We start from the raw sequence: 21,560 nt of genomic DNA, 5'->3' as shown, positions 1-21,560 counted from the left end.
TGTAAGCTGCGATCGCGCGACCGCGGCACCCACAAGATTGTCGATCGAATCCAGACGCGCACCGAACTCTATGCGAGGATCGGGCCGCACGACGACGAGGCGCTAGATGCCTCCGTTGTCCAGACGATCGCTCCCGAGAACCTCACAGGTAATTATCGAGAGGTTGACGGAACGGTCCTCTTGCAGGTAATCGGAGATGTCGAGGTTCTCCGGATTGATCCGGAGCTAAGAGGGAAGCCGGTGCGATGCCGGCGCTGCCCCCGCAACTGTAAGCGGCGAGCCGCTGTCCAATAGAAGTCACTGAAGCCGCGCGGCTTTGGGAAGGCCGGACAGCAGCGACGACCCGCGAGCCAGGAGACCTGGCCCGACAACATATTCGTCCACGGGCGGGGTGTCCCGGTGGTGCGCCAAGCAGTTGCCGCTTCGGCGGCTTTTTCTGCACGCGTCCGCCATGGCCTTTGCTCCCAACATGGGGTTGAAGCTATGTCTCTTCTCTCGATTCCTGTCGCTACCCTCGGCACGCCGCGCATCGGTCCGCGCCGCGAACTCAAACTCGCGCTCGAGAGCTATTGGGCCGGAAAGTCTGACGAAACGCAGCTTCTTGAGGCTGCGGCTGCGCTTCGCGCCGCCAACTGGGCGCGGCAGAAATCGCTCGGCGTAACCCTTATTCCTTCAAATGACTTCTCGCTTTATGACCATGTGCTCGATACCAGCGTGATGGTCGGTGCCATTCCGGAAATTTACGGTTGGAGCGCAGGCCCTGTTTCGCTCAAGACCTACTTCGCGATGGCACGGGGCGCACAGCGCGATGACCATGATGCGAATGGCGGTCACGCCGAGCACGGCGCGGCAGCGCAGGAGATGACCAAATGGTTCGACACCAATTATCACTACATGGTGCCGGAATATCACAAGGACCAGACCTTCACGCTTTCCTCTCGCAAGCCGATCGAGGAGTATGAAGAAGCGAAAAGCCTGGGTTGTCAGACGCGCCCGGTGCTGGTTGGTCCGGTCACCTTTCTGAAGCTCGGCAAGAGCGCCGATCCTGCATTCGATCCGCTGTTGCTCCTCGATAGGCTGCTGCCGGTCTATATAGATGTTCTCCGCGAACTCACCCTAAGGGGCGCCGAGTGGGTGCAGCTGGACGAGCCATGTCTGGTCCTGGACCTCGATGATGCCACACGCGACGCGCTGCGCCGGACCTACGCCCACCTGGCCAAGAAGGTTCCCGACCTCAAGATCATGCTCGCTACCTATTTTGGAACGATCGGCGACAACCTGGAAACCGCTTTGACGTTGCCGGTCGCGGGCCTTCACATCGACCTGGTCCGCGCCCCGGAGCAATTGAGCGCGATTGTCGCCGACGCTCGAAGGGATATTGTCCTCTCTCTCGGCGTCGTCGATGGCCGCAATGTCTGGCGTTCGAACCTTCCAGCGGTGCTCGACCAGCTCGAACCTGCCATCGCAAAGCTCGGCAAGGACCGCGTGCAGATTGCACCCTCATGCTCGCTGCTTCATGTCCCGATCGACCTCGAACTCGAGGCCGATCTCGATCCCGATGTGAAAAGCTGGCTCGCTTTCTCCGTCCAGAAGATCGGAGAACTCGCAACGCTGGGGCGCGTGCTGGCTAAAGGCTGGGAGGAAGCGGCGGATGTACTTGAGGCCTCAGAAGGCGCGGCCGTCGCGCGCGAAACGTCGCCCAACGTTCACAATGCGAACGTCGCCAAGCGGATGGCTGCAATCGATGACGGCATGCGGCGCCGTCGCAGTTCTTTCGCCCGGCGCGCCGAGGTTCAGCGCGCGCGGTTCGGATTGCCGACATTTCCCACGACGACGATCGGATCGTTCCCGCAGACGGCGGAAGTTCGCAACGCCCGCGCGGCCCATGCGCGGGGAACGATGAGCGACGCACAATACGAGCAGTTTCTCAAAGAGGAGACGGCACGCGCGGTGCGCTGGCAGGAAGACATCGGTCTCGACGTTCTCGTGCATGGCGAGTTCGAGCGCAATGACATGGTGCAGTATTTCGGCGAGCAGCTGTCCGGCTTCGCATTCACCAAGCATGGTTGGGTTCAGTCCTACGGCTCGCGTTGTGTCCGGCCGCCCATCCTGTTTGGTGATGTCTCCCGGCCGAAGCCGATGGCGGTGGAGTGGTGGCGCTACGCGCAATCGCTGACCAAGAAGCCACTGAAGGCGATGCTGACAGGACCGGTGACGATCCTGAACTGGTCGTTCGTCCGTGATGATATTCCACGGAGCGAAGCATGCCGTCAGATCGCGCTAGCGATCCGTGACGAGGTGATCGACCTCGAGAGGTCCAGTGCGATGATGATCCAGATTGACGAGGCTGCGCTCCGAGAAGGATTGCCGCTGCGCAAGTCACAATGGAAGACCTACCTCGGCTGGGCCGTAGACAGCTTCCGCATTTGCTCGTCGGGCGTGGCCGACGAGACTCAGATCCACACCCATATGTGTTATTCCGAGTTCAACGACATCATCGATGCGATCGCGGCAATGGATGCCGACGTCATCTCGATCGAGACGTCGCGGTCAAAGATGCAACTGCTTGACGCCTTCAAGAGCTACAAATATCCGAACGAGATCGGACCCGGCGTTTACGACATCCATTCGCCGCGCGTGCCGGACGCGGCCGAGATGAAGAGCCTCATTGCGCTAGCGCGGCAGCGGCTTTCCGATGCGCAGCTCTGGATCAATCCCGATTGCGGCCTGAAAACGCGCCGATGGGATGAGGTGCGTCCTGCGCTCATCAATATGGTCGCCGCTGCCCGTGAATTGCGGGCGGCGTCCTGATCCCCGAGGCAATCGCCGATGTCCGGCGCCTTTTTTCACAGGGAGCGCCGATGCGTTTCTGCATCAACTGCACCCGCTTTGGAAAGGAGGAGCCCCGTTGCGTGAATTTCTCGCTTGTCGGGGCGATGTGGCGTGATGGCGAGAAAACGATCCTGGAGTTCGTCGGAAGCAACGCCCAAACGATCCAGGTGAACGAGACGCCGGACGAAATCTCTCGATCCATCTCGGTGGAGTTATTGAGTCGAGCGTTGCAGATTTTGGGAACCGGAGCCGCCGAAGTATCGGTGGATTTGCGAACGGGCGATGCGCATCCGGACCATTGGCATGCTCTTGCCTGGTCGCGTGAGATCAGGCCGGAGAACACTTTTGCTTCCTCGTCTCGCGAGCGAACCGTCGTCGTTCGGCAAAGACAGGGCGATCTGTTCGCGCTGGAAGATCGCTGCGCCTATCGGCAGGTGCCATTGTCGAAAGGCGTCGTCAGGGATTGCCGGCTGCATTGCTGTTATCACGGCTCAACGCGGCGGAGCTGGCGCACTAAAGCTAATCCTAATTCCGCAAATCACTTGAGGCGAGCAGGTATGTCGAGTTTAATGATCTGATACGCCGTTAATTTAAGTGATTCGGAGAGGAGAACATGCCCCAAGGCAAGGTGAAGTTGTTTAAGGACGATAAGGGTTTCGGCTTTATAGCGCCTGACACCGGCGGTGAAGACCTATTCTTCCACGTGAGCAGCTTGTTGCCAGGTGTAACGCCCAAGCAAGGAGACCGCGTAAGCTATGAAATCGGTGTAGACCGCAGGACCGGACGTAGTCGGGCCGAAAAGGTCGTGATCGGTTGATCATAGAGACTTGGGCAGTTTCATTCCCGGCCGCCATATGAAGGCTTTCTTATCACCGCGGGCGTTCCAAAGCGCCTCTAGCTTCTCCTACTCCATGAACAAACCTCGCAAGGTAAGTGGCCAGGTCTCGGCAGGCGGTGCAACATCAAGCCCCCTGCTCGCGGACCAGGCGGGCGGAGGCGAGGCGGCGATCGCGTTCAATTGCGATCTGCCGTCGGCTGCGCTCCCGTTACCTTGAGCCGGTCGGATGCAACGTCCAATCGCGAACACCATGCATCTCGCAAAACTTTCGTTTGGCGACATCTATGGCCTGCGCATTGTTTTGGCCTCACGACCGGCATCACTTGATCTTCGTCAACGCGCCGGAATGCTTCGGGTTGGAGCGACTGCTTAACACATCGGCCAACCTGAATCCGCTCGACTTGGCTTCGCCATAATGAGGCCGATCAGATATCCATGTTGCGCAGGCGCTGGCGGTTGCGCAGCACGATCTGGCGGGCACCGGAAAAGCCCAGCACGCCTTCGTCGTTCAATTGAGACAGGGCACGTGACACCGTTTCCAGCGTAAGCCCGAGATAATCGCCGATGTCGCGGCGGCACATCGGGAGCGCCATCATGCCGGCCACCGTGAGGCGGCAGTCCATCTCCAGGAGGAAGTTGGCGACTCGTTCCATCGCGCTTTTGCGACCAAGCAGCAGCATGTGCTCCTCGGCGCGCTTGAGGTCATCAGCCGTCATGGTCCAGAGCTTGTGGGCGACCCGGACGTCGGTGCCGGCCGCCTGTTCGACGCTGCGGCGCTTCAACAGGCGCACGGTGCTGTCGATGATGGCTTCGGCGGCCAGGCGGTGCTTGGTGCCGGACTCCAGCCCGAACACGTCGCCAGGCAAATGGAACGCGCCGATTTGACGACGTCCGTCGGACAGCAGCTTGTAGGTGCGCACCGCGCCGCGAACGACCTGGTAAACATATTCCGCCGGCTCGTCCTCACCGTAGATTTCCTCGTCCTTGCCGTAGGTGAACTCCGTGGCGATCAGGCCAGCATGGCCCGTGAAGCCGAAAAACGGTTCGACAGGCCCAAACGCGCCGGGAGCGGCTCGGTTGACGTTGAGGGACGGGGCGGTCGATCGGGTGAGCATGAGCCAACTCCTGTGCAGCGGATGGCGAACTGGTAGGTGGAACAAAACGGCTGGGAAATTCCGCTCCATGCCTTAGGGGCAATGCCTTACGTAGAATCCCGGAGCTGTGCCGGTTTCAGTACGCAGAGGGCCGCCGCTCCGTGTTGATCGCGTCCCAGATATGGGAGGAAAGGCTGTCCTCGACATGGGGCTTGACCAGCACATGGCGAATACCGGCGACTGCTGCTTTGGCCGGAATGGACGCGTCGGGGTGACCGGTGATCAGGATGATCGGCGTATCGATATCGCGCCGGCGCAAGAGACTGGCAAGGTCGATGCCGCTCATGCCCGGCATCTTGTAGTCGATCACGAAGCAATCGGCGCAGCCCATAGTCATGGCGTTCAGGAGCGCCTCGCCGCTGCGGAAAGTGCGTACACAAAACCGTCGGTTTCCAGGAGAAAGCGCAGCGATCCGAGCACGTCGGTGTCATCATCGACGACGTAGACAAGGGGCGTTCTGTTGGGTGAGGGCATCACAGGATTTATGCGGCTTTCTGATCAGCCATGCGGTCGATCAGAGCATCCATAAGGCCTTCCAGCGGGGCCGACTTGATTCAGCTCAATCTTTAAGCGCCCCGGCTCGCATGGCGAGGCGGACGAGTTCCGAAAGACTCGAAGCCTGCATCTTGGTCATCATGTTGGCTCGGTAGACCTCGATGGTGCGCGGGCTGATATTGTAGTCGCGTGCGATCATCTTATTGGACAGGCCAGCCACCAATCCCTCCATCACCTGCCGCTCGCGCTGGCTCAGCGCGGCGACCCGCGCGGCGATGTCCTGCGTCATTGCCTCGTCGCGGGCGCCGGCTTCAGCCTGCCGGAGCGCGGCGTCGATCATCGCGACCAGGCGGCAATCCTCGAACGGCTTCTCCAGGAAATCGACCGCACCGAGTTTCATCGCCTCGACGGCGAGGGGGACGTCGCCATGGCCGGTCATGATGATGACGGCCAAGGATGCGCGGCTCACCTTGAGGCGCTTTAGCAATTCGACGCCATCGATGCCGGGCATGCGGACGTCCGAGACCACACAGCCGAATTCGGTGGTGGAAAGGTGATCGAGGAATTTCTGCGCCGTCTCGAACACACTGACCTCAAAATCCGCGGAATCGAGCAAGAAGTGCAGCGAGTCACGCATCGCCTCATCATCGTCGATGACGTAGACATTTCCTCTAGTTGCCATCTTTCAAACTCTCGTTGGGTGCCGCCGGCAGGGTGAAGCGAAACGTCGCGCCGCCTGCGTCATCGGATTCGGCCCACATCCTGCCGCCATGGGCCTCGATGATGGAGCGGCTGATCGACAGCCCGACCCCCATGCCGGTTTCTTTGGTCGTAAAGAAGGTCTGGAACAGGTGCTTTTCCACATCTTCGGGGAATCCGTGACCGGTGTCGAACACCGAGACTTCGGTCATGTCCTCGTCGATCGGCCGGTTAGAGACGATGAGCTCGCGCCGTGCGGACTGGGCCATGGCTTCCAGCGCGTTGCGGAACAGATTGACCAGCACCTGCTGGATCTGGACGCGGTCGACCAGGACATGGTCATGCTGCGGGTCCAGGCTGAAGCGGATTCGCACGTCCTGTTCGCGCGCACCGGCTAGGCCAAGCGCGCCGGCTTCTTCGATCATCTTCGAAAGACTCTCGACGCGCTTTTCGGATTCGCCGCGGGCGACGAAATCGCGCAGCCGCCGCATGATCTGCCCGGCGCGGATCGCCTGTTCCGCGGCGCGATCCATCGCGTTCTCGATTCTAGCGCGGTTCGGATCGGGGCTCGCGGCAAGCAGCCGGCGCGAGCCCTTCACATAGTTGCTGATGGCAGCCAGCGGCTGGATAAGCTCATGTGCCAATGCAGAACCCATCTCTCCCATCGCGCTCAGCCGTGACATGTGGACGAGCTCCGACTGCAATTCCTGCAGCCGCGCCTGGGTCTGCTGATGCTCAGTGAGGTCGCGGACGAAGCCGGTAAAATAGGGCATGCCGCCGGATTGCATCTCGCCGATCGACAGGTGCATCGGGAAGGTGGTGCCGTCCTTGCGCTGACCGGTGACGATGCGGCCGCTGCCGATGATGTGCCGCTCGCCGGTGGCGGCGTATCGCGCCATATAGCCGTCATGGCGTGAACGGTCGGGCTCGGGCATCAGCATGCTGACATTCTGGCCGATTGCCTCGCTCTGGAGGTAGCCGAACTGGCGTTCCGCCGCGCTCGAGAAGAACTGCATGATGCCGCGGCCGTCGATGACGATCATCGCGTCCGGGATGGTCTCCAGTATCAACTGCAGGTGCCGTTCGCGCGTGCGCAGGTCCTCCTCGAGCCGCTTCTCCTCGTCGAGGTCGAGCACGACGCCGGAAAGGTGGGACGGAATGCCATCCTTGTCCCTGATGACGCTGCCGCGGGCGCGGACCCAATGGCTGCCGCCGTCCTCGGGTCTTAGCCGGTAGGAGAGGTCAAACGACGGTCTCGAGTGAACGGGAGATCGCCTGCTCGGTTCGCTCGCGGTCCTCAGGCTCGAGCAGCGAAAGGAACAGGTCGTAGCTGACCGCAGCGGCATTGGAAACGCCGAACAGTTTTCGCGCGGTATTCGACCAGAACAACTCCCTGGTGGACAGATCGATATCCCAGCCGCCGACGCCAGCGCCGTCGGCACCCAGCCGAAAGCGCTGATCGTGGCTGCTGTCGTCACACGGGAAGGGAGCTATGCCGCTCAATTGTCCTTGTCCAATTCCGGAGCGCGGATTCGGTTGAGATTTTCCCGATTATGGGCCGAATGCCCGGCCCCACTCAAGGGCGAGAAAATATGTAGATCGCGCCGATTTCATCCGTTTGACCTCGCTCAATGTGCGCGGCCGCCCCGCGTGCTTGAAGTGACGCCGTCGACAGCGAGGATTTCGCCTTGTACAAGTTTCTCGAGCAGACGGTTGCCGATTACATGACGCGCGAGCCTAGGATGGTTGCGCGCGATATGACGATGTGCGAACTCGGCGATCTCTTCGAGAAGCAGGATTTCAACGCCTATCCGGTCATGGACGGATCGCAGGTGGTCGGCGTCATCTCCAAGTTTGACTACCTGTCCTGCTTCGTTTTCACGCCGGCGCGCATCATCCCGAGCTATCGCGACCTGATGCTGCGGACTGCCGTTGATCTGATGACAGCGGAATTCATTTATGTCGCTCCCGAAACCAGGCTGACCCGCGTGCTGGAGCTGATGGTCAACCACCGACTCCGCAGCATGCCAGTGCTCGACAGCGAGCAGCGGCTTGCCGGCATTATTTCGCGGAAGGACGTGATGCGGGCGCTGCAGGATTGCGCCGCGGCGGACGCTGACCGAGTCTGATCGCAGCAGTGCCGCGTATGACCGGCAGTCGCTTGAGGTCAATGAGTTGAGCAGCTCGTTCGGATCGGGCGCCCCATCCTCCGAAGTATCCCTATGACGAATGCGGGCCATCCGGATTGTCGTATTGAACGGCGATCTCTGGTGGAGCATTGGTTCGTGTGGGTTCTATAGCGGCCTTCCCTCTCCGGGGGCCAGTAGTTCAGTCGATTCCGAGCAACGCAGCCAAACGTTCGCGCACTTGGGTGAGCACGAATCGGGTGCTCGTCAGGCATGCTTGATCGGTCGTTTCTCCCAAGAGGTGGTGCGCGGTCGATCAGCCAGTACAACGCCAGGGGGTGACTGGGCACCATCGGCAGCATGGCCTCGAAAGGATAGTCGCGCACGCGGCTGGTGACTCCAACACGAAATCCGAGATTGGATTGATCCGGACAGTCCAAACCAACACAATATTCCACAATTCGGATTGGTGAGGTGGAACGGCACTTCCGCCTTCCTTGCTCCCTCGCGGACCCCGCACGGCGGCGACCCGATTAGACCGCCGATCGAGATATATTCGCCGGGAGCGAACGCTCGTCCTTGAATGAATCGAACTTCGTGAGGACCGGCGGAGTGAGGAATCATAGTGTAACACCCAGCCACCTCCTTGACGGCGAACGAGTTGGCCGAGGGCGTTTTCCTCATAGGGTCGCAGTCTTGCGAAGCGGCACGCTTCGCGGCGGGCCCGCCGGAGTTTGGCGTCGATCCTGAAGTCATCGTCCAACGATCACATGGCCGGTGCCCGCGCCGCCTTCGGGGTGACCCGGCTGTTGCGCAGACTCCAGCCGGATCTTACGAAATCTGCGATGGGAGGGAGGGTTAAGAATCGGCTTCAGGGAGGTTTCTTCGTCGCGATCCTGCTCTGTTCAACAGGCAGCTTAAGTGGGATCTTAGTGGGAGCTGGCTAGCTGCGGGTTTGGTCAGGCCTTGATAATGATGCTGACCAGCGGCACGAGCAGGCTGACCGTCCGTTCAGGGGATGGTGCAGCAGGCCCGAGACCTGCGATAGCGGGGCGCCTCGATCTGGAGCGCGTCAAGCGAGGTGCCCCCTGGATCTCATTGACAAGCTCGAGCTCGCGCCCTTAACGACCTCCGTGGGGCGCGGAACGACGCAGCCTCAGGGCGTCCTCCGGCGATTGATCTGCATCACAACACCTCATCCCTACGGACGCTACACTGCATCGACCCGCAGGGAAACGCGCCCATGAGGCCTGCAGGCGGCAATCGGAGGGACGCGTGAAGATTTCGGTTTTGGGGGAAGGAATGCATTGTCGATCGTGTCACGATTGCACGGCGAGGGGCTTTGCCATCTGCGCAGCGCTCGACAAGACCGAATTGCGCGAATTGGCGCAGCTGTCGCGGCATGTTCGTTTCGAATCAGGCGCCACCGTGTTCGCACAGGCAAACATAGCAACGTCGTTCTTCAGCGTGCATGCGGGTACCCTGCGCCTCTACAAGCTGTTGCCGGACAGTCGGCGGCAGATCGTCGGTTTTGCATTGCCAGGCGATTTCCTCGGGCTCCCCGGCTTGCCGCACCACGAATTCTCCGCTGACGCGGTCGGCCGTGTCACGCTGTGTCAGTTCCCCAAGGAGTCATTCGCGACATTCGCCGAGAAACGGCCGCAGTTGCTGCGCCGCATGGTCGAATTGGCGGGCCACGAGCTGGCCCGGGCACAGGAACATATGGTCTTGCTCGGACGGCGCTCCGCCGAAGAGAAGATAGCGAGCTTCCTGATCGGCTGGCGCGACCGACTGAGTGGAATTGGACGTGGCGGAGAAATTCTGCCGCTGCCGATGAAAAGGCTGGACATCGCGGATCATCTGGGGCTCACCATCGAGACGGTGAGCCGTACCTTCTCGAAGCTCGAACGTGATGGTGTCATCCAAACCTTTGCGAGTGGCGTCGTCCTGTTGGATGCCCCGCGCGCCGAAGCGTTGTCTGCGGGCGTAAGTTGAAGCGCGTCGCGCAGGGTTCTTTTGTCCTCGTTTGATCAAGGTCAAAGACGTCTCTGTTGAAATGGCGATATATTCGCATCAGCTTCAATGGAGGTCGTCATGCCCGCCGATGCGCTCTTGGTTTCCGCAGCTGTCATCTCGGTCTTCATGATTTTCGCCGCTGCTCTTGCTTGGGCCAGTGTCCAATCACCAAGGTCGCATCAGGCAACACCGGGAGCGCGCAAGCGTCGTCCATTCTGATTCCTTCAGGCAGCTGCTGGAGCTGGTGCAAAACGCTCGCCGGTCGCGGGGGTAGCTGATCGGGTTGATCTCAATCAAGGAAAACACAGCGAGATCCCGGCTGACGGGGCAGGCGCCCATGCAAAGAGCATCACACATGCAGCAAACTCAATTCACGAAATGGATGACTCACGGCGAAGCCGGGCTGATGCTATTCTTCTCAATGGCGGCCTTCGTCTGCGCGTTCGCGGCCGCCAAGGCGCTGGACGCGCCGTTCGCGTTTCATGCTTCGCTCGCTGCCGTGGCAAGCGGCGTCGCCTCCTTCGCCATCATGAATCGGTATCTTGACCGCCCCGCGTCGCTGCCGCCGGAGGAGATCAACGGGAAGCCGAACTATAATCTCGGTCCGATCAAGTTTGCTTCCTTCATGGCGATGTTCTGGGGCATCGCCGGCTTCGCCGTCGGGCTCTTGATCGCATCCCAGCTCGCCTGGCCGGCGCTGAACCTCGATCTGCCCTGGACCAGCTTCGGCCGGCTCCGGCCGCTGCACACCTCGGCGGTGATCTTCGCCTTCGGCGGCAACGTGCTGATCGCGACCTCGTTCTATGTGGTGCAGCGGACCTGCCGGACGCGGCTCGTGGGCGATCTCGCGCCATGGTTCGTCGTGCTCGGCTACAATTTCTTCATTCTGATCGCGGGCACCGGCTATCTACTTGGCGTGACGCAATCCAAGGAATATGCCGAGCCCGAATGGTACGCCGATCTGTGGCTTACGATCGTCTGGGTGGTCTATCTCGTCGTGTTCGTGATGACGCTGTTAAAGCGCAAAGAGCCGCACATCTTCGTCGCCAACTGGTTCTATCTCGCCTTCATCGTCACCATCGCCGTGCTGCATCTCGGCAACAACCCAGCGCTGCCGGTGTCACTGCTCGGCTCGAAATCCTACATCGCCTGGGCCGGTGTGCAGGATGCGATGTTCCAGTGGTGGTACGGCCACAACGCGGTCGGCTTCTTCCTGACCGCCGGCTTCCTCGCCATCATGTACTACTTCATCCCGAAGCGCGCGGAGCGCCCGGTCTATTCCTATCGGCTCTCGATCATCCACTTTTGGTCGCTGATTTTCCTCTACATCTGGGCCGGCCCGCACCATCTGCACTACACGGCGCTGCCGGACTGGACGCAGACGCTCGGCATGACTTTTTCTGTGATGCTCTGGATGCCATCCTGGGGCGGCATGATGAACGGCCTGATGACGCTGTCGGGCTCCTGGGACAAGCTGCGCACTGATCCGGTGCTGCGCATGCTGGTGGTTTCCGTGGCTTTCTACGGCATGTCCACCTTTGAAGGTCCGATGATGTCGATCAAGGTGGTGAACTCGCTGAGTCACTATACAGACTGGACCATCGGCCACGTTCACTCCGGTGCGTTGGGGTGGGTCGGCTTCGTCTCCTTCGGTGCGCTGTATTGCCTGGTGCCCTGGCTGTGGGGCCGCAAGGAACTGTACAGCTTGAAGCTCGTCAACTGGCACTTCTGGATCTCGACCATCGGCATCGTGCTCTACATCTCGGCGATGTGGGTCTCGGGAATCCTGCAGGGCCTGATGTGGCGCGCCTACACCTCGCTCGGCTTCCTCGAATATTCCTTCCTCGAGACGGTGGAAGCGATGCACCCGTTCTACGTCATCCGGGCCGCCGGCGGCGCGCTGTTCCTGATCGGCGCGCTGATCATGGCCTACAATCTATGGATGACGGTGCGTGCAAGCGAGGCGGACGTCGGCAGAGAGCTCGCGTTGCAGGCGGCGGAATAAGGAGCGATCGGATGTCCTTCTGGACCCGCCATCAAATCTTCGAGAAGAATTCCATCATCCTGATCGCGGGCATTCTGGTTGTGATTGCGATCGGCGGCCTGGTCGAGATCACGCCGCTGTTCTACCTGAAAAGCACGATCGAGGTGGTCGATGGCGTCAGGCCCTACACACCTCTCGAACTAGCTGGCCGCAATATCTATGTCCGCGAGGGCTGCTATCTCTGCCACTCGCAGATGGTCCGGCCGCTCCGCGATGAGGTTGAGCGCTATGGCCACTTCTCGCTCGCTGCCGAGAGCATGTACGACCATCCATTCCAGTGGGGTTCGAAGCGCACTGGGCCGGATCTCGCGCGGGTCGGCGCAAAGTATTCCGATGAGTGGCACGTCACTCACCTGACCAATCCGCGCGCGATTGTGCCGCAGTCGGTGATGCCGGGCTATCCGTTCCTCGCCCAGACCGAGGTCGACACCGCTATTGTCGCCGATAACCTCAAGGCCAGCCGCGTCGTTGGCGTGCCCTATTCGGACGAGCAAATCAAGAACGCGGTCGCCGACCTGAAGGCGCAGGCCGATCCGGACAATGTCGGCACCGATGCGTTCGCGAAGCGCTATCCAAAAGCTGTGATCCGCAATTTCGACAGCAAGGCCGGTGCGCCGACCGAGATGGATGCGCTGGTCGCGTATTTGCAGATGCTCGGCACGCTGGTCGACTTCAAGCTCTACAACGAAAAGGCCAATCTTCGCTGAGAGGCAGGACGATGAAAGCAATCTTGACCGTTCACAACATCGCGTCGGACCTCGTCACCAGTGTGTGGACGCCGAGCTTCGTCGGGCTGTTCATTGCGATCGTGATCTACGCGCTTTGGCCCCGCAACCAGGCGGTTTTCGACCAGGCATCTCGGATGCCGTTGCGGGAGGACTGAGAGGTCATGGCGGAAAGCGAACTCGATAAGGTTTCCGGCAAGACCACCACCGGTCACCAGTGGGACGGCATCAAGGAACTGAACACGCCGCTGCCGCGCTGGTGGCTGATCACTTTCTACGCCACCATCCTGTGGGCGATCGGTTATTGGGTCGTGTACCCGGCCTGGCCGCTTCTGTGGAGCCACACCACGGGCGCGCTCAACTATTCGACGCGCGCCGCGGTCGCCGTCGAGCTTGCCAATCTGGAAAAGATCCGCGGCGACAAGATGATTGCCCTGGGTGCGGCTTCGCTCGCCGATATCGAAAAGGATCCGGCGCTACTTGCGCTGGCGCGCGCCCGCGGCAAGGCCGCGTTCGGCGACAATTGCGCGCCCTGCCACGGCTCGGGCGGCGCTGGCGCAAAAGGCTATCCCAACCTGAACGACGACGACTGGTTGTGGGGCGGCTCGCTCGACCAGATCGTGCAGACCATCCAGTTCGGCGCGCGCTCGGGTCACACCAAGACCCATGAGGGCGCGATGCTCGCCTTCGGCAAGGATGGCATCTTGAAGCGGGACGAGATTGGCACGGTCGCCAACTATGTGCGCTCGCTCTCGGGCTTGTCGACGCGCCAGGGTTACGATGTCATCGCCGGCGCAAAAATTTTCGTCGAGAACTGCACGAGCTGCCATGGTGAGGCGGGCAAGGGCAACCAGGAGCTCGGCGCACCCAATCTCACTGACAAGATCTGGCTCTACGGATCGGACGAGGCGACCCTGATTGAGACCATCACGAATGGTCGGGCCGGCGTGATGCCGACGTGGGTGGGCCGGCTTGATCCGTCCACCATCAAGGCGCTGGCGGTCTACGTCCACACGCTCGGCGGCGGCAAGTAGCGGAGCAAAGGGAAGCGGCTTTGGGTTGCGCTGGATCAACCCGGCAGAGAGGAGGAGACTAGGAGAGCGCGGGCCCATGAACAAGATCGTCCAAACAGACCCCGACCAAGTCGAAGGTGTTGGGCCGCTTTACGCGGCCCCCAAGAAGGTCTACCCGCAGAGTGTTTTCGGCACCTTCCGTCGGATCAAATGGGGCCTGATGGCGTTCTGCCTGGGCGTCTACTACTTGCTGCCCTTCGTGCGCTGGAATCGCGGCCTTGGCGCCCCAGATCAGGCGGTGCTGATCGATCTGCCGAACAGTCGCTTCTATTTCTTTTTCATCGAGCTGTGGCCGCAGGAGGTCTATTACTTCACCGGCCTCCTCATCATCGCCGCGCTCACACTGTTTCTGATGAATTCGGTCGGCGGCCGCATCTGGTGCGGCTATCTCTGCCCGCAAACGGTCTGGACCGACCTGTTCTATGCGGTCGAGCGCCTGATCGAGGGCGACCGGCGCGAGCGCATGAGGAAGGCGGCTTCCGCCGATCCCCTAAAACTCGAGCGCATCTCCGAAATCGTGCTCAAGCATTCGATCTGGCTCTTGCTCGCCTGGTGGACGGGCGGCGCCTGGGTGCTCTATTTCACCGACGCGCCGACGCTGGTGAAGGAGCTCGTCACCTTCCAGGCGCCGGCGATCGCCTATATCTGGATCGCAATCCTCACCGCCACGACCTATCTGCTCGCCGGGTTCATGCGCGAGCAGGTCTGCGTCTACATGTGCCCCTGGCCGCGTATCCAGGCGGCGCTGACCGACGAGTGGGCGCTGAACGTCACCTATCGCTACGACCGGGGCGAAAAGCGCATGTCGGTAAAGAAGGCGAACGAGCTGCGGGCGCTCTGCCTGCCTGCCGGCGACTGCGTCGATTGCTATCAATGCGTGGCGACCTGCCCGACCGGCATCGATATCCGCAATGGCCCGCAGATCGATTGCATCCAGTGCGGCCTGTGCATCGACGCATGCGACAACGTGATGAAGAAGATCGGCCGGCCGACTCGGCTGATCGGCTACGACAATGACATTAACATCCAGCGCCGAATGGCCGGCAAGCCGCCGATCTACGGTATCGTGCGGCCACGCACGATCATCTACATCGCGCTGATCGCACTCGTCGGTGGGATCATGCTGTATGCGCTGCTCACCCGTTCGCTGCTCGACATCAACGTGCTGCACGATCGCAACCCGGTTGCGGTGAAGCTCAGCGACGGCTCGATCCGCAACGCCTACACGGTCCGTTTCCTCAACAAGCGCGGTTTTGACCGCGTGGTGACGATTGACGTCGATGGTCCGCAGGATGCTGTGCTGCACGTCGTGGGCGACGATTCGACCACACCTGATAGGCCGATGGTCGTGCTCGGACGCGACGGCACCACGGAATTGCGCGTGCTGGTGACCGCCCCCTCGGAGAAGAACTCCAAAAGATCGATTCCGATCAAATTCCGGATCACCGATATCGGTCTCGGCGAGGTCGCTTCCGCGATCGACAATTTCGTCTTGCCATGAGAACAAGTGGAGTTGTCGTGAACAGAGCCAGTGCATCGCCAAAGCCGCTCACCGGCCGCAAGGTGCTTTTCATGCTACTTGCGTTCTTTGGCGTCATCATCGGCGTCAACCTCACCATAATAAGGCTTGCTTCCATGACGCTGCCTGGCACCGACGTCGACAGCGCCTATGCGGCGAGCCTTGCCTATGAGAAGGAGATCGCCGCCGCACGCGAGCAGGATGCACGCAGCTGGAAGGTGGACGCGCATCTTGCGCGCAGTGCGAACGGCGACACCGCGCTGGAAGTCAAGGCACGCGACGAGAACGGAAAGGCGCTGACCGGGCTGAAATTCACCGGTCGCCTGGAGCGGCCGACCGACCGGCGGGCGGACCGGGTGATCGCGCTGTCGGAGGTGACGGGCGGTATTTATCGGGGCAGCGGCGGCGCGGTCGGACCCGGGCAATGGAATCTGGTGCTGGAAAGCGAAGCCGACGGCCGGCGTCTGTTCATGTCTAGGAACCGCGTGGTACTGAACTAAGGGAACTCTTCATGCAGGCGACGCGGGACTTTTCGCATTATGTCAAGCATCTCGGCTCCGGACTGGCGCATATTGACCTCGCGGTCGAAGGCGTCAGCTGCGCCGGCTGCATCTCGAAGATCGAGCGTGGCCTTTCAGCCATCCCGGACGTGACGCTGGCGCGCGTTAACCTGACCGACCGCCGTGTCGCGCTGGAGTGGAAGGAGGGCGCGCTCGATCCGGCGCGCTTCATTGATCGCCTGGCCGAGCTCGGCTACAAGGCCTATCCGTTCGAGATCGTCACCGCCGAAGCGGTAGAGGCCGAGAACTCCCGTTTCCTGCTGCGCTGCCTGGGTGTTGCGGCATTCGCGACCATGAACGTCATGATGCTGTCGATCCCGGTGTGGTCCGGCAATGTCAGCGATATGCTGCCGGAGCAGCGCGATTTCTTCCATTGGATATCGGCGCTGATCGCGCTGCCCGCGGCGGCCTATGCCGGCCAGCCTTTCTTTCGCTCGGCGTTCAACGCGCTACGCACTGGCAACGTCAACATGGATGTGCCGATCAGCATCGGCGTGATCCTGGCGCTTGCGACCTCGATCGTCGAGACCATCGGCCATGCCGAGCACGCCTATTTCGACGCCTCGATTATGCTGATCACCTTTCTCCTGGTCGGGCGATACCTTGACCAGAACACGCGGCGGCGGACCCGCGCGGTGGCCGGCAATCTCGCCGCGCTGAAGGCCGAGACGGTGACCAAATTCGTCGGTCCAGACGAGATATCCGTGGTGCCGGCCGCGGCGGTCACGGCCGGCGACATCGTGCTGCTGCGGCCGGGCGAACGTTCGGCGATCGATGGCACGATCATCGACGGCAGGTCGGAGATCGACCAGAGTTTGATCACGGGTGAAACGCTGCACGCGTCGGTCGAGCCGGGCAGCGAGGTCTACGCCGGCTCGCTCAACATCTCCGGCTCCTTGCGCATCCGTGTCTCGGCCGCTTCCGAAGGCACCCTGCTTGCGGAAATCCAGCGGCTGCTTGACCATGCCGTGCAGGTGCGCTCGCGGTATGTGCAGCTCGCCGACCGTGCCTCGCGCCTCTACGCACCGGTGGTCCATGCGACCGCTTTCCTGACCATGACCGGCTGGTTCATCGCTGGCGCCAGCTTCCATGACTCCATCATCAGCGCGATCGCGGTTCTGATCATCACCTGTCCCTGTGCGCTGGGGCTTGCGATCCCGACGGTGCAGACAGTGGCGTCGGGCGCGATGTTCCGCGCTGGCGTGCTGCTCAATTCGGGTGATGCCATCGAGCGCGTCGCCGAGATCGACCGTATCATCTTCGACAAGACGGGAACGCTAACCTTGCCTGAGTTCGATGTGGTGAACTCGGCGGCCGTGCCCGCCGATGTGTTCGAGCTCGCGGGCCGGCTTGCGCTGGCGAGCCATCACCCCGTCGCCGCTGCGCTGGCGCGTGCGGCCGGCGCGAAGTCGCCGCTGCCCGGCGTCACGGAACAGCCGGGGCAGGGCGTTCGCGGCATCCTTAAAGGTGAAGAGGTGAGGCTTGGAAGTCCCTCTTTCTGCAAGGCCGATAATCTCGCGAACATAATCCTGAGCCGGGATCCCGAGGCTTCCGTCGTTGCCTTCTCCCGCGGCGGAAAGCGCTACGTGTTCGCGATCCGCCAGAGCCTGCGGCCGGACGCGAGCGCGGTCATCGCGGCGCTGCAGAAGCGTGGCATAGCGGTCGAGCTTCTTTCTGGTGATCGTGAGCCGGCGGTGCGCGCCGCGGCCGAGATGCTTCAAGTTCCCGAATGGCGCGCCGGCGTCACGCCGGCCGACAAGATCGCGCGGATCGAGGAACTGAAGCGGCAAGGTTTTATGGTCATGATGGTCGGCGATGGGCTCAACGATGCGCCGTCGCTGGCGGCGGCGCATGTCTCGATGTCGCCGATCTCGGCGGCGCATTTGAGCCAGGCGACGGCCGATCTCGTCTTCCTCGGCAACCGCCTCGCGCCGGTGATTGCCGCGGTCGACCATTCGCGGAAAGCGTTGCGCCTGATGCGGCAGAACCTCTATCTCGCGGTTGGCTACAATTTCCTCGCCGTGCCGATCGCCATTCTGGGCTTCGTGACGCCTCTGATCGCGGCCGCCGCGATGTCGGGCTCATCGATTCTGGTGATGCTAAATGCGCTGCGGGGCCGCCATGTCCCGCAGGAGACTCTGTGATGGAAGTGATCGTGTTCCTGGTGCCGCTGGCGCTCTTGCTCGGACTGTTCGGGCTGCTCGGATTTCTGTGGTCGTTGAAGAACGGCCAGTATGACGATCTCGATGGCGCGGCCTGGCGGGCGATTTCTGGCGACGACGAAACGCCGGCTCCGCCCGCGTCGAGCTGAGGTCGGAATCGCGACCGTAACGCCTCGTCGTCGCGCGTCTCGGGATCCTTCCAATTTTGATCTGGCGCAATACGGTCGGCTATTTCGCCCCGCATACTTGACGTGCTCAAACCGTGCCGGGAGGGTACTATGGCATCGCCTATAAGAACGGAATCGATCGGCGGTAGGCTCATGGGCAGGTTTTCGGAGTGGCTCGGCCGGCTCCGTGATACCGCCGACCTCCGCGCTCTTGGAGCCGCCGAGCTCGATTGCATCGCGCGCGACCTTCGCGTCTCACCGATCGAGCTCGAAACCCTCACTTGCCGTGGGCGGCGTGGCGCTGATGAGCTGTCGGGACTACTCAAGGCGCTCGGCATCGACGAGAGGGCCATTGCGCGCAAGGATCCGGGCGTGCTGCGCGACATGACGCTGGTATGTGCGCTGTGCGCCGAAAAGATCCGATGCAATCGCGAGATAGAGGCGGAAACAACGGCGCAGCACCTTCATGAATACTGCGCCAACAGCTACACGATCGATGCGCTCCGGACGAAGCCAAAGCCAGATGCGATGGATATCGTTCGTGGTCCGAGCTGCTGCTGACATGCTACAAATGGTCTAGGGCCTCTCGGTCCTTAAACCGCGCGACTGAGCACGCGTGTTGACCGCGAAAGGTGAGCATCAAACGCTGAGGCGACGCTACGCACCAGAAATTCTGATCCTTCGCTGACGGTTAGCCGACCTTTAGACATTGTCGCGACTCCGTCGGCTAAAAGCCGGTCGATGCGGGCGCGATCGACGATTGCTGTCATTGGATCCTGATGATGGATGCGGGATATCTGCTCCAGGTCAACGGTCAAATCGCACATGATCCGCTCGATGATATCAGCGCGGAAAAGATCATCCTCGGTGAAAGCATAACCCTTCACCGTGGCTAGCCGGCCCTCCGCGATGCGGTTCAGGTAGTCGCGGATTGCCACCACGTTCTGGACAAAGCCGTGTGGCATCCGACCGATCGCGCTCGCCCCGAGGCCTATGAGTGTGTCAGCGCCGTCATCGGTGTAGCCCTGGAAATTGCGCCGCAGTCGGCCATCGCGCTGCGTCGTCGCGAGCGCATCGTCTGGGAGCGCGAAGTGATCCAACCCGATGCGCACATACCCCGCGTCCTGAAGGGCCTCTGCGATGGTCTCGGACTGAACGTGTCGCTCGACACTGTCAGGTAAGCTCTCCTCCGCGATCTTGCGCTGATGCTTCTTGAATGAGGGGACGTGCGCGTAGCCGAAAACCGAAAGCCGGTCGGGGCGCAATTCGACGCACTTGGCAATGCTGTCTAGACAAGAGCTTACCGTCTGAAAGGGGAGACCATAGAGAAGGTCGAAGTTGATCCCCCGCACACCTGCCCGGCGAAGCCTTTCGACTGCAGCTGCCGTCTGCTCGAAGCTTTGCAATCGATTTATTGTGCGCTGCACTCTTGGGTCGAAGCTCTGAACTCCGAGGCTCGCGCGGGTGACCCCGCAGTGTTCTAAAGCCTGCGTCAGGTCGTTGGTCAGAGTTCGCGGATCGACCTCAACAGCAATCTCGGCATCCGGAAGTACGAAAAAGACATAGCGCAAGGCGTCAGCGAGATCGACGAGCAGTTGCGGAGCCATGATGGTCGGAGTGCCCCCGCCGAAGTGCAGATGCGCGACCGGCAGGCTTTTCTCTGTCGTGTCCGCGACTAGCTGCGCCTCCCGACGCAAAGCTGCGACGAACGCGGCAATCGGCTCGTCGTGCTTGGCCACCGATGTATGGCAGCCGCAGTACCAGCACATCGAGCGACAGAAAGGTATGTGAAGATAGAGCGAGACGGGTCGGTGGGCCGAAACCGATCTGAGCCAATGCCGATACACCTTCTCGCCGATTGCCGAAGAGAAGTGCGGGGCTGTTGGATAGCTGGTGTACCGTGGGAGCTTGTCTTGCCCGTAGATGTCAGCCAAATCCGATCGCATATTCGGGTTCCCCCATTCCTAGCCACATAACAGTTTTGGCGCCGACGGGACTTTGCGCTGGGTCAACTGGATTCCGAATTAGCGGATCGCCTTCGGGCCCCGCTTACGGCGGAGCTTCCACTGCACCAGACCTGCAAAGTCAATTCGTTATGATCGCTACGCGTGCCGTCCTCATTCATCACGCAGGCCGCTGATGTGACAGCGCAGCATGATATTGTCCATGATGGATGTATGATGGGTCACTGTGATGACGTCTCAGGCATGATCTGGTCCGCCGCATGAGATCTCTCTCCGGTATTGGAGACCAGTAGTAGAGGGGGAGTGGGACATCAGCGTCGGCACCGTCATGGACTGAAGCATCGCTCGCGTGACACCGCCGAGCACGGTTTCCTTCAGGCGCGAATGCCCGTAGCCGCCCATGACAAACAGATCGAGCGATTCGTCGGCTTCCAGGAAAAAATGCCTGATTGAATCTGCGAGCGATCGGTGTCCAACGGGACCAGCCGGGCTGGCAAGCCGGCCTTTGCCAGGTATCGCGCAAAATGTGTTGGTGAGGGTACGTTTTCGGCCTCGTTGACGGTGATGATGATCAGTGCGTCGGCCGCCTCCAAGAGTGGCATGGCATCGTGCGCCGCGCGAGCTGCAAGGCGGCTGCCATCCCAGCAGATCCCGATCCGCTTCGCCGCGAAGGCGCCCCGGAAGGTGTACGGAATGAACAGCACGGGCCCGCCAGCCTGGAAAACATCTCCTGCGCTAGGACATTATCGAAACTGCCGCCTAATCTCGGGTTGCTGCACGACGGTTATGTCGTGAAGCCTGGCGGCAGCTCCGACAAGAGTAGCCGCTTCGCCCCAGGGTGCAGTGAGGGCCCGGCACCGGTAGCGGATGCCTGCCTTTTTGGTCTTCACCTCAAAATTGTAAGCACAGTTTCCGCGCGTTCGAGCGCCTGGTGTCGGTGGATTTCGAGAACAGAGCCGACCGCAGCGCTGCCCTCAGAGACGATGGGCATGCTGGTAGTCTCATAACCCACGGGCACGGCCACGAGCTCGGCTTTGCAAGCGATAGTCAATGAGAATCGAGCCGTCGACGGCTGGACGCACCGGCAATTCCGTTGGAAGCAACGCCAGAATGCTCCTGTATACAGACTTCTCCGTAGTGAATACGAAAACTCTCATGACGGATTCAATATGGCAGCGCGATCCCC

Annotated in this window: 17 protein-coding genes, 3 pseudogenes and 1 riboswitch; of the genes and pseudogenes, 14 read left to right on the top strand and 6 right to left on the bottom strand. The window is 61.2% G+C overall.

Going from position 1 to position 21,560, the window contains the following annotated elements; genetic code table 11:
• The first annotated feature begins 185 nt into the window (after positions 1-185).
• A riboswitch (cobalamin riboswitch) is annotated at positions 186-381 on the top strand.
• Between the two features lie 102 nt (positions 382-483).
• From metE to LMTR13_RS27315, 3 genes are all read left to right on the top strand, one after another.
• Entirely contained in the window at positions 484-2,811 is a 2,328-nt protein-coding gene (gene metE, locus LMTR13_RS27325; protein ID WP_065730483.1) for a 5-methyltetrahydropteroyltriglutamate--homocysteine S-methyltransferase, read from the top strand.
• Between the two features lie 101 nt (positions 2,812-2,912).
• Positions 2,913-3,410 carry a Rieske 2Fe-2S domain-containing protein gene (locus tag LMTR13_RS27320; protein ID WP_197520926.1) on the top strand — a complete coding sequence of 166 codons (498 nt, stop codon included), beginning with the start codon at positions 2,913-2,915 and terminating at the stop codon, positions 3,408-3,410.
• 35 nt (positions 3,411-3,445) lie between these two features.
• Complete coding sequence (locus tag LMTR13_RS27315) at positions 3,446-3,649, top strand: cold-shock protein (RefSeq protein WP_057846719.1); 204 nt, start codon at positions 3,446-3,448, stop codon at positions 3,647-3,649.
• A 446-nt stretch (positions 3,650-4,095) separates the two neighbouring features.
• On the opposite strand, the gene LMTR13_RS27310 is transcribed toward LMTR13_RS27315, so the two are convergent.
• The 4 genes and pseudogenes from LMTR13_RS27310 to fixL form a co-directional block, all read right to left on the bottom strand.
• The gene (locus LMTR13_RS27310; protein WP_065730481.1) at positions 4,096-4,785 is read right to left on the bottom strand and encodes a helix-turn-helix domain-containing protein; all 690 of its coding nucleotides are present in this window, start codon (positions 4,783-4,785) and stop codon (positions 4,096-4,098) included.
• 115 nt (positions 4,786-4,900) lie between these two features.
• A pseudogene (locus tag LMTR13_RS27305) lies at positions 4,901-5,298 on the bottom strand (response regulator).
• 85 nt (positions 5,299-5,383) lie between these two features.
• Positions 5,384-6,001 (bottom strand): response regulator FixJ, encoded by a 618-nt coding sequence (gene fixJ, locus LMTR13_RS27300; RefSeq protein WP_065730480.1) that lies wholly within the window; start codon positions 5,999-6,001, stop codon positions 5,384-5,386.
• Positions 5,991-7,512 (bottom strand): annotated as a pseudogene (fixL, locus tag LMTR13_RS27295) (sensor protein FixL). The gene fixJ and the pseudogene fixL overlap by 11 nt, the downstream one beginning before the upstream one ends.
• Before the next feature lie 194 nt (positions 7,513-7,706).
• Here fixL and LMTR13_RS27290 point away from each other — a divergent pair.
• The 11 genes from LMTR13_RS27290 to LMTR13_RS27240 all read left to right on the top strand — a co-directional run bounded on the left by LMTR13_RS27290 (position 7,707) and on the right by LMTR13_RS27240 (position 18,971).
• Positions 7,707-8,147 (top strand): CBS domain-containing protein, encoded by a 441-nt coding sequence (locus LMTR13_RS27290; protein ID WP_065730479.1) that lies wholly within the window; start codon positions 7,707-7,709, stop codon positions 8,145-8,147.
• 1,272 nt (positions 8,148-9,419) lie between these two features.
• Positions 9,420-10,139, top strand: a complete 720-nt coding sequence (locus LMTR13_RS27285; RefSeq protein WP_083219253.1) for a cyclic nucleotide-binding domain-containing protein — start codon at positions 9,420-9,422, stop codon at positions 10,137-10,139.
• Between the two features lie 403 nt (positions 10,140-10,542).
• Complete coding sequence (ccoN, locus tag LMTR13_RS27280) at positions 10,543-12,165, top strand: cytochrome-c oxidase, cbb3-type subunit I (protein WP_197521182.1); 1,623 nt, start codon at positions 10,543-10,545, stop codon at positions 12,163-12,165.
• A gap of 11 nt (positions 12,166-12,176) precedes the next feature.
• The gene (gene ccoO / locus LMTR13_RS27275) at positions 12,177-12,911 is read left to right on the top strand and encodes a cytochrome-c oxidase, cbb3-type subunit II (RefSeq protein ID WP_065730476.1); all 735 of its coding nucleotides are present in this window, start codon (positions 12,177-12,179) and stop codon (positions 12,909-12,911) included.
• Between the two features lie 11 nt (positions 12,912-12,922).
• Complete coding sequence (locus LMTR13_RS27270) at positions 12,923-13,087, top strand: cbb3-type cytochrome c oxidase subunit 3 (RefSeq protein ID WP_065730475.1); 165 nt, start codon at positions 12,923-12,925, stop codon at positions 13,085-13,087.
• A gap of 6 nt (positions 13,088-13,093) precedes the next feature.
• Entirely contained in the window at positions 13,094-13,963 is an 870-nt protein-coding gene (gene ccoP, locus LMTR13_RS27265; protein ID WP_065730474.1) for a cytochrome-c oxidase, cbb3-type subunit III, read from the top strand.
• A gap of 76 nt (positions 13,964-14,039) precedes the next feature.
• Positions 14,040-15,503, top strand: coding sequence for a cytochrome c oxidase accessory protein CcoG (gene ccoG / locus LMTR13_RS27260; RefSeq protein ID WP_065730473.1), 1,464 nt, complete (start codon positions 14,040-14,042; stop codon positions 15,501-15,503).
• A gap of 71 nt (positions 15,504-15,574) precedes the next feature.
• A complete protein-coding gene (locus tag LMTR13_RS27255; RefSeq protein ID WP_236843165.1) occupies positions 15,575-16,021 on the top strand; it encodes a FixH family protein in 447 nt (148 codons plus the stop codon).
• An 11-nt stretch (positions 16,022-16,032) separates the two neighbouring features.
• Positions 16,033-18,225, top strand: a complete 2,193-nt coding sequence (locus tag LMTR13_RS27250) for a heavy metal translocating P-type ATPase (RefSeq protein ID WP_065730471.1) — start codon at positions 16,033-16,035, stop codon at positions 18,223-18,225.
• Positions 18,225-18,392: a cbb3-type cytochrome oxidase assembly protein CcoS gene (gene ccoS, locus LMTR13_RS27245; RefSeq protein WP_065730470.1), complete on the top strand. Its 168-nt coding sequence runs from the start codon at positions 18,225-18,227 to the stop codon at positions 18,390-18,392. Before LMTR13_RS27250 ends, ccoS begins: the two co-directional genes overlap by 1 nt.
• 171 nt (positions 18,393-18,563) lie before the next feature.
• On the top strand, positions 18,564-18,971 hold the full coding sequence (locus LMTR13_RS27240; RefSeq protein WP_083219252.1) for a DUF6455 family protein: 408 nt from the start codon (positions 18,564-18,566) through the stop codon (positions 18,969-18,971).
• Positions 18,972-19,003: 32 nt separating this feature from the next.
• Here LMTR13_RS27240 and hemN read toward each other — a convergent pair whose 3' ends face one another.
• Entirely contained in the window at positions 19,004-20,356 is a 1,353-nt protein-coding gene (gene hemN / locus LMTR13_RS27235) for an oxygen-independent coproporphyrinogen III oxidase (protein ID WP_065730468.1), read from the bottom strand.
• 321 nt (positions 20,357-20,677) lie between these two features.
• Positions 20,678-21,531 (bottom strand): annotated as a pseudogene (locus LMTR13_RS43895) (universal stress protein); the annotation flags it as partial.
• Positions 21,532-21,560: the final 29 nt, after the last annotated feature.

It is taken from the genome of Bradyrhizobium icense (genome assembly GCF_001693385.1).
GTDB classification, from domain to species: domain Bacteria; phylum Pseudomonadota; class Alphaproteobacteria; order Rhizobiales; family Xanthobacteraceae; genus Bradyrhizobium; species Bradyrhizobium icense.
Note: the sequence above shows the minus strand (reverse complement) of the source record. Positions and strands in the feature narration are given on the sequence as shown.

Excerpts from the sequence above, each read along its gene's own strand:
- ccoN (WP_197521182.1), top strand. The coding sequence starts at position 10,543 with ATGACTCACGGCGAAGCCGGGCTGATGCTATTCTTCTCAATGGCGGCC.
- hemN (WP_065730468.1), bottom strand. The coding sequence starts at position 20,356 with ATGCGATCGGATTTGGCTGACATCTACGGGCAAGACAAGCTCCCACGG.
- LMTR13_RS27270 (WP_065730475.1), top strand. The coding sequence starts at position 12,923 with ATGAAAGCAATCTTGACCGTTCACAACATCGCGTCGGACCTCGTCACC.
- LMTR13_RS27255 (WP_236843165.1), top strand. The coding sequence starts at position 15,575 with ATGCTACTTGCGTTCTTTGGCGTCATCATCGGCGTCAACCTCACCATA.
- LMTR13_RS27240 (WP_083219252.1), top strand. The coding sequence starts at position 18,564 with ATGGGCAGGTTTTCGGAGTGGCTCGGCCGGCTCCGTGATACCGCCGAC.
- LMTR13_RS27315 (WP_057846719.1), top strand. The coding sequence starts at position 3,446 with ATGCCCCAAGGCAAGGTGAAGTTGTTTAAGGACGATAAGGGTTTCGGC.
- ccoG (WP_065730473.1), top strand. The coding sequence starts at position 14,040 with ATGAACAAGATCGTCCAAACAGACCCCGACCAAGTCGAAGGTGTTGGG.
- ccoP (WP_065730474.1), top strand. The coding sequence starts at position 13,094 with ATGGCGGAAAGCGAACTCGATAAGGTTTCCGGCAAGACCACCACCGGT.
- ccoO (WP_065730476.1), top strand. The coding sequence starts at position 12,177 with ATGTCCTTCTGGACCCGCCATCAAATCTTCGAGAAGAATTCCATCATC.
- LMTR13_RS27250 (WP_065730471.1), top strand. The coding sequence starts at position 16,033 with ATGCAGGCGACGCGGGACTTTTCGCATTATGTCAAGCATCTCGGCTCC.
- metE (WP_065730483.1), top strand. The coding sequence starts at position 484 with ATGTCTCTTCTCTCGATTCCTGTCGCTACCCTCGGCACGCCGCGCATC.
- ccoS (WP_065730470.1), top strand. The coding sequence starts at position 18,225 with ATGGAAGTGATCGTGTTCCTGGTGCCGCTGGCGCTCTTGCTCGGACTG.
- fixJ (WP_065730480.1), bottom strand. The coding sequence starts at position 6,001 with ATGGCAACTAGAGGAAATGTCTACGTCATCGACGATGATGAGGCGATG.
- LMTR13_RS27310 (WP_065730481.1), bottom strand. The coding sequence starts at position 4,785 with ATGCTCACCCGATCGACCGCCCCGTCCCTCAACGTCAACCGAGCCGCT.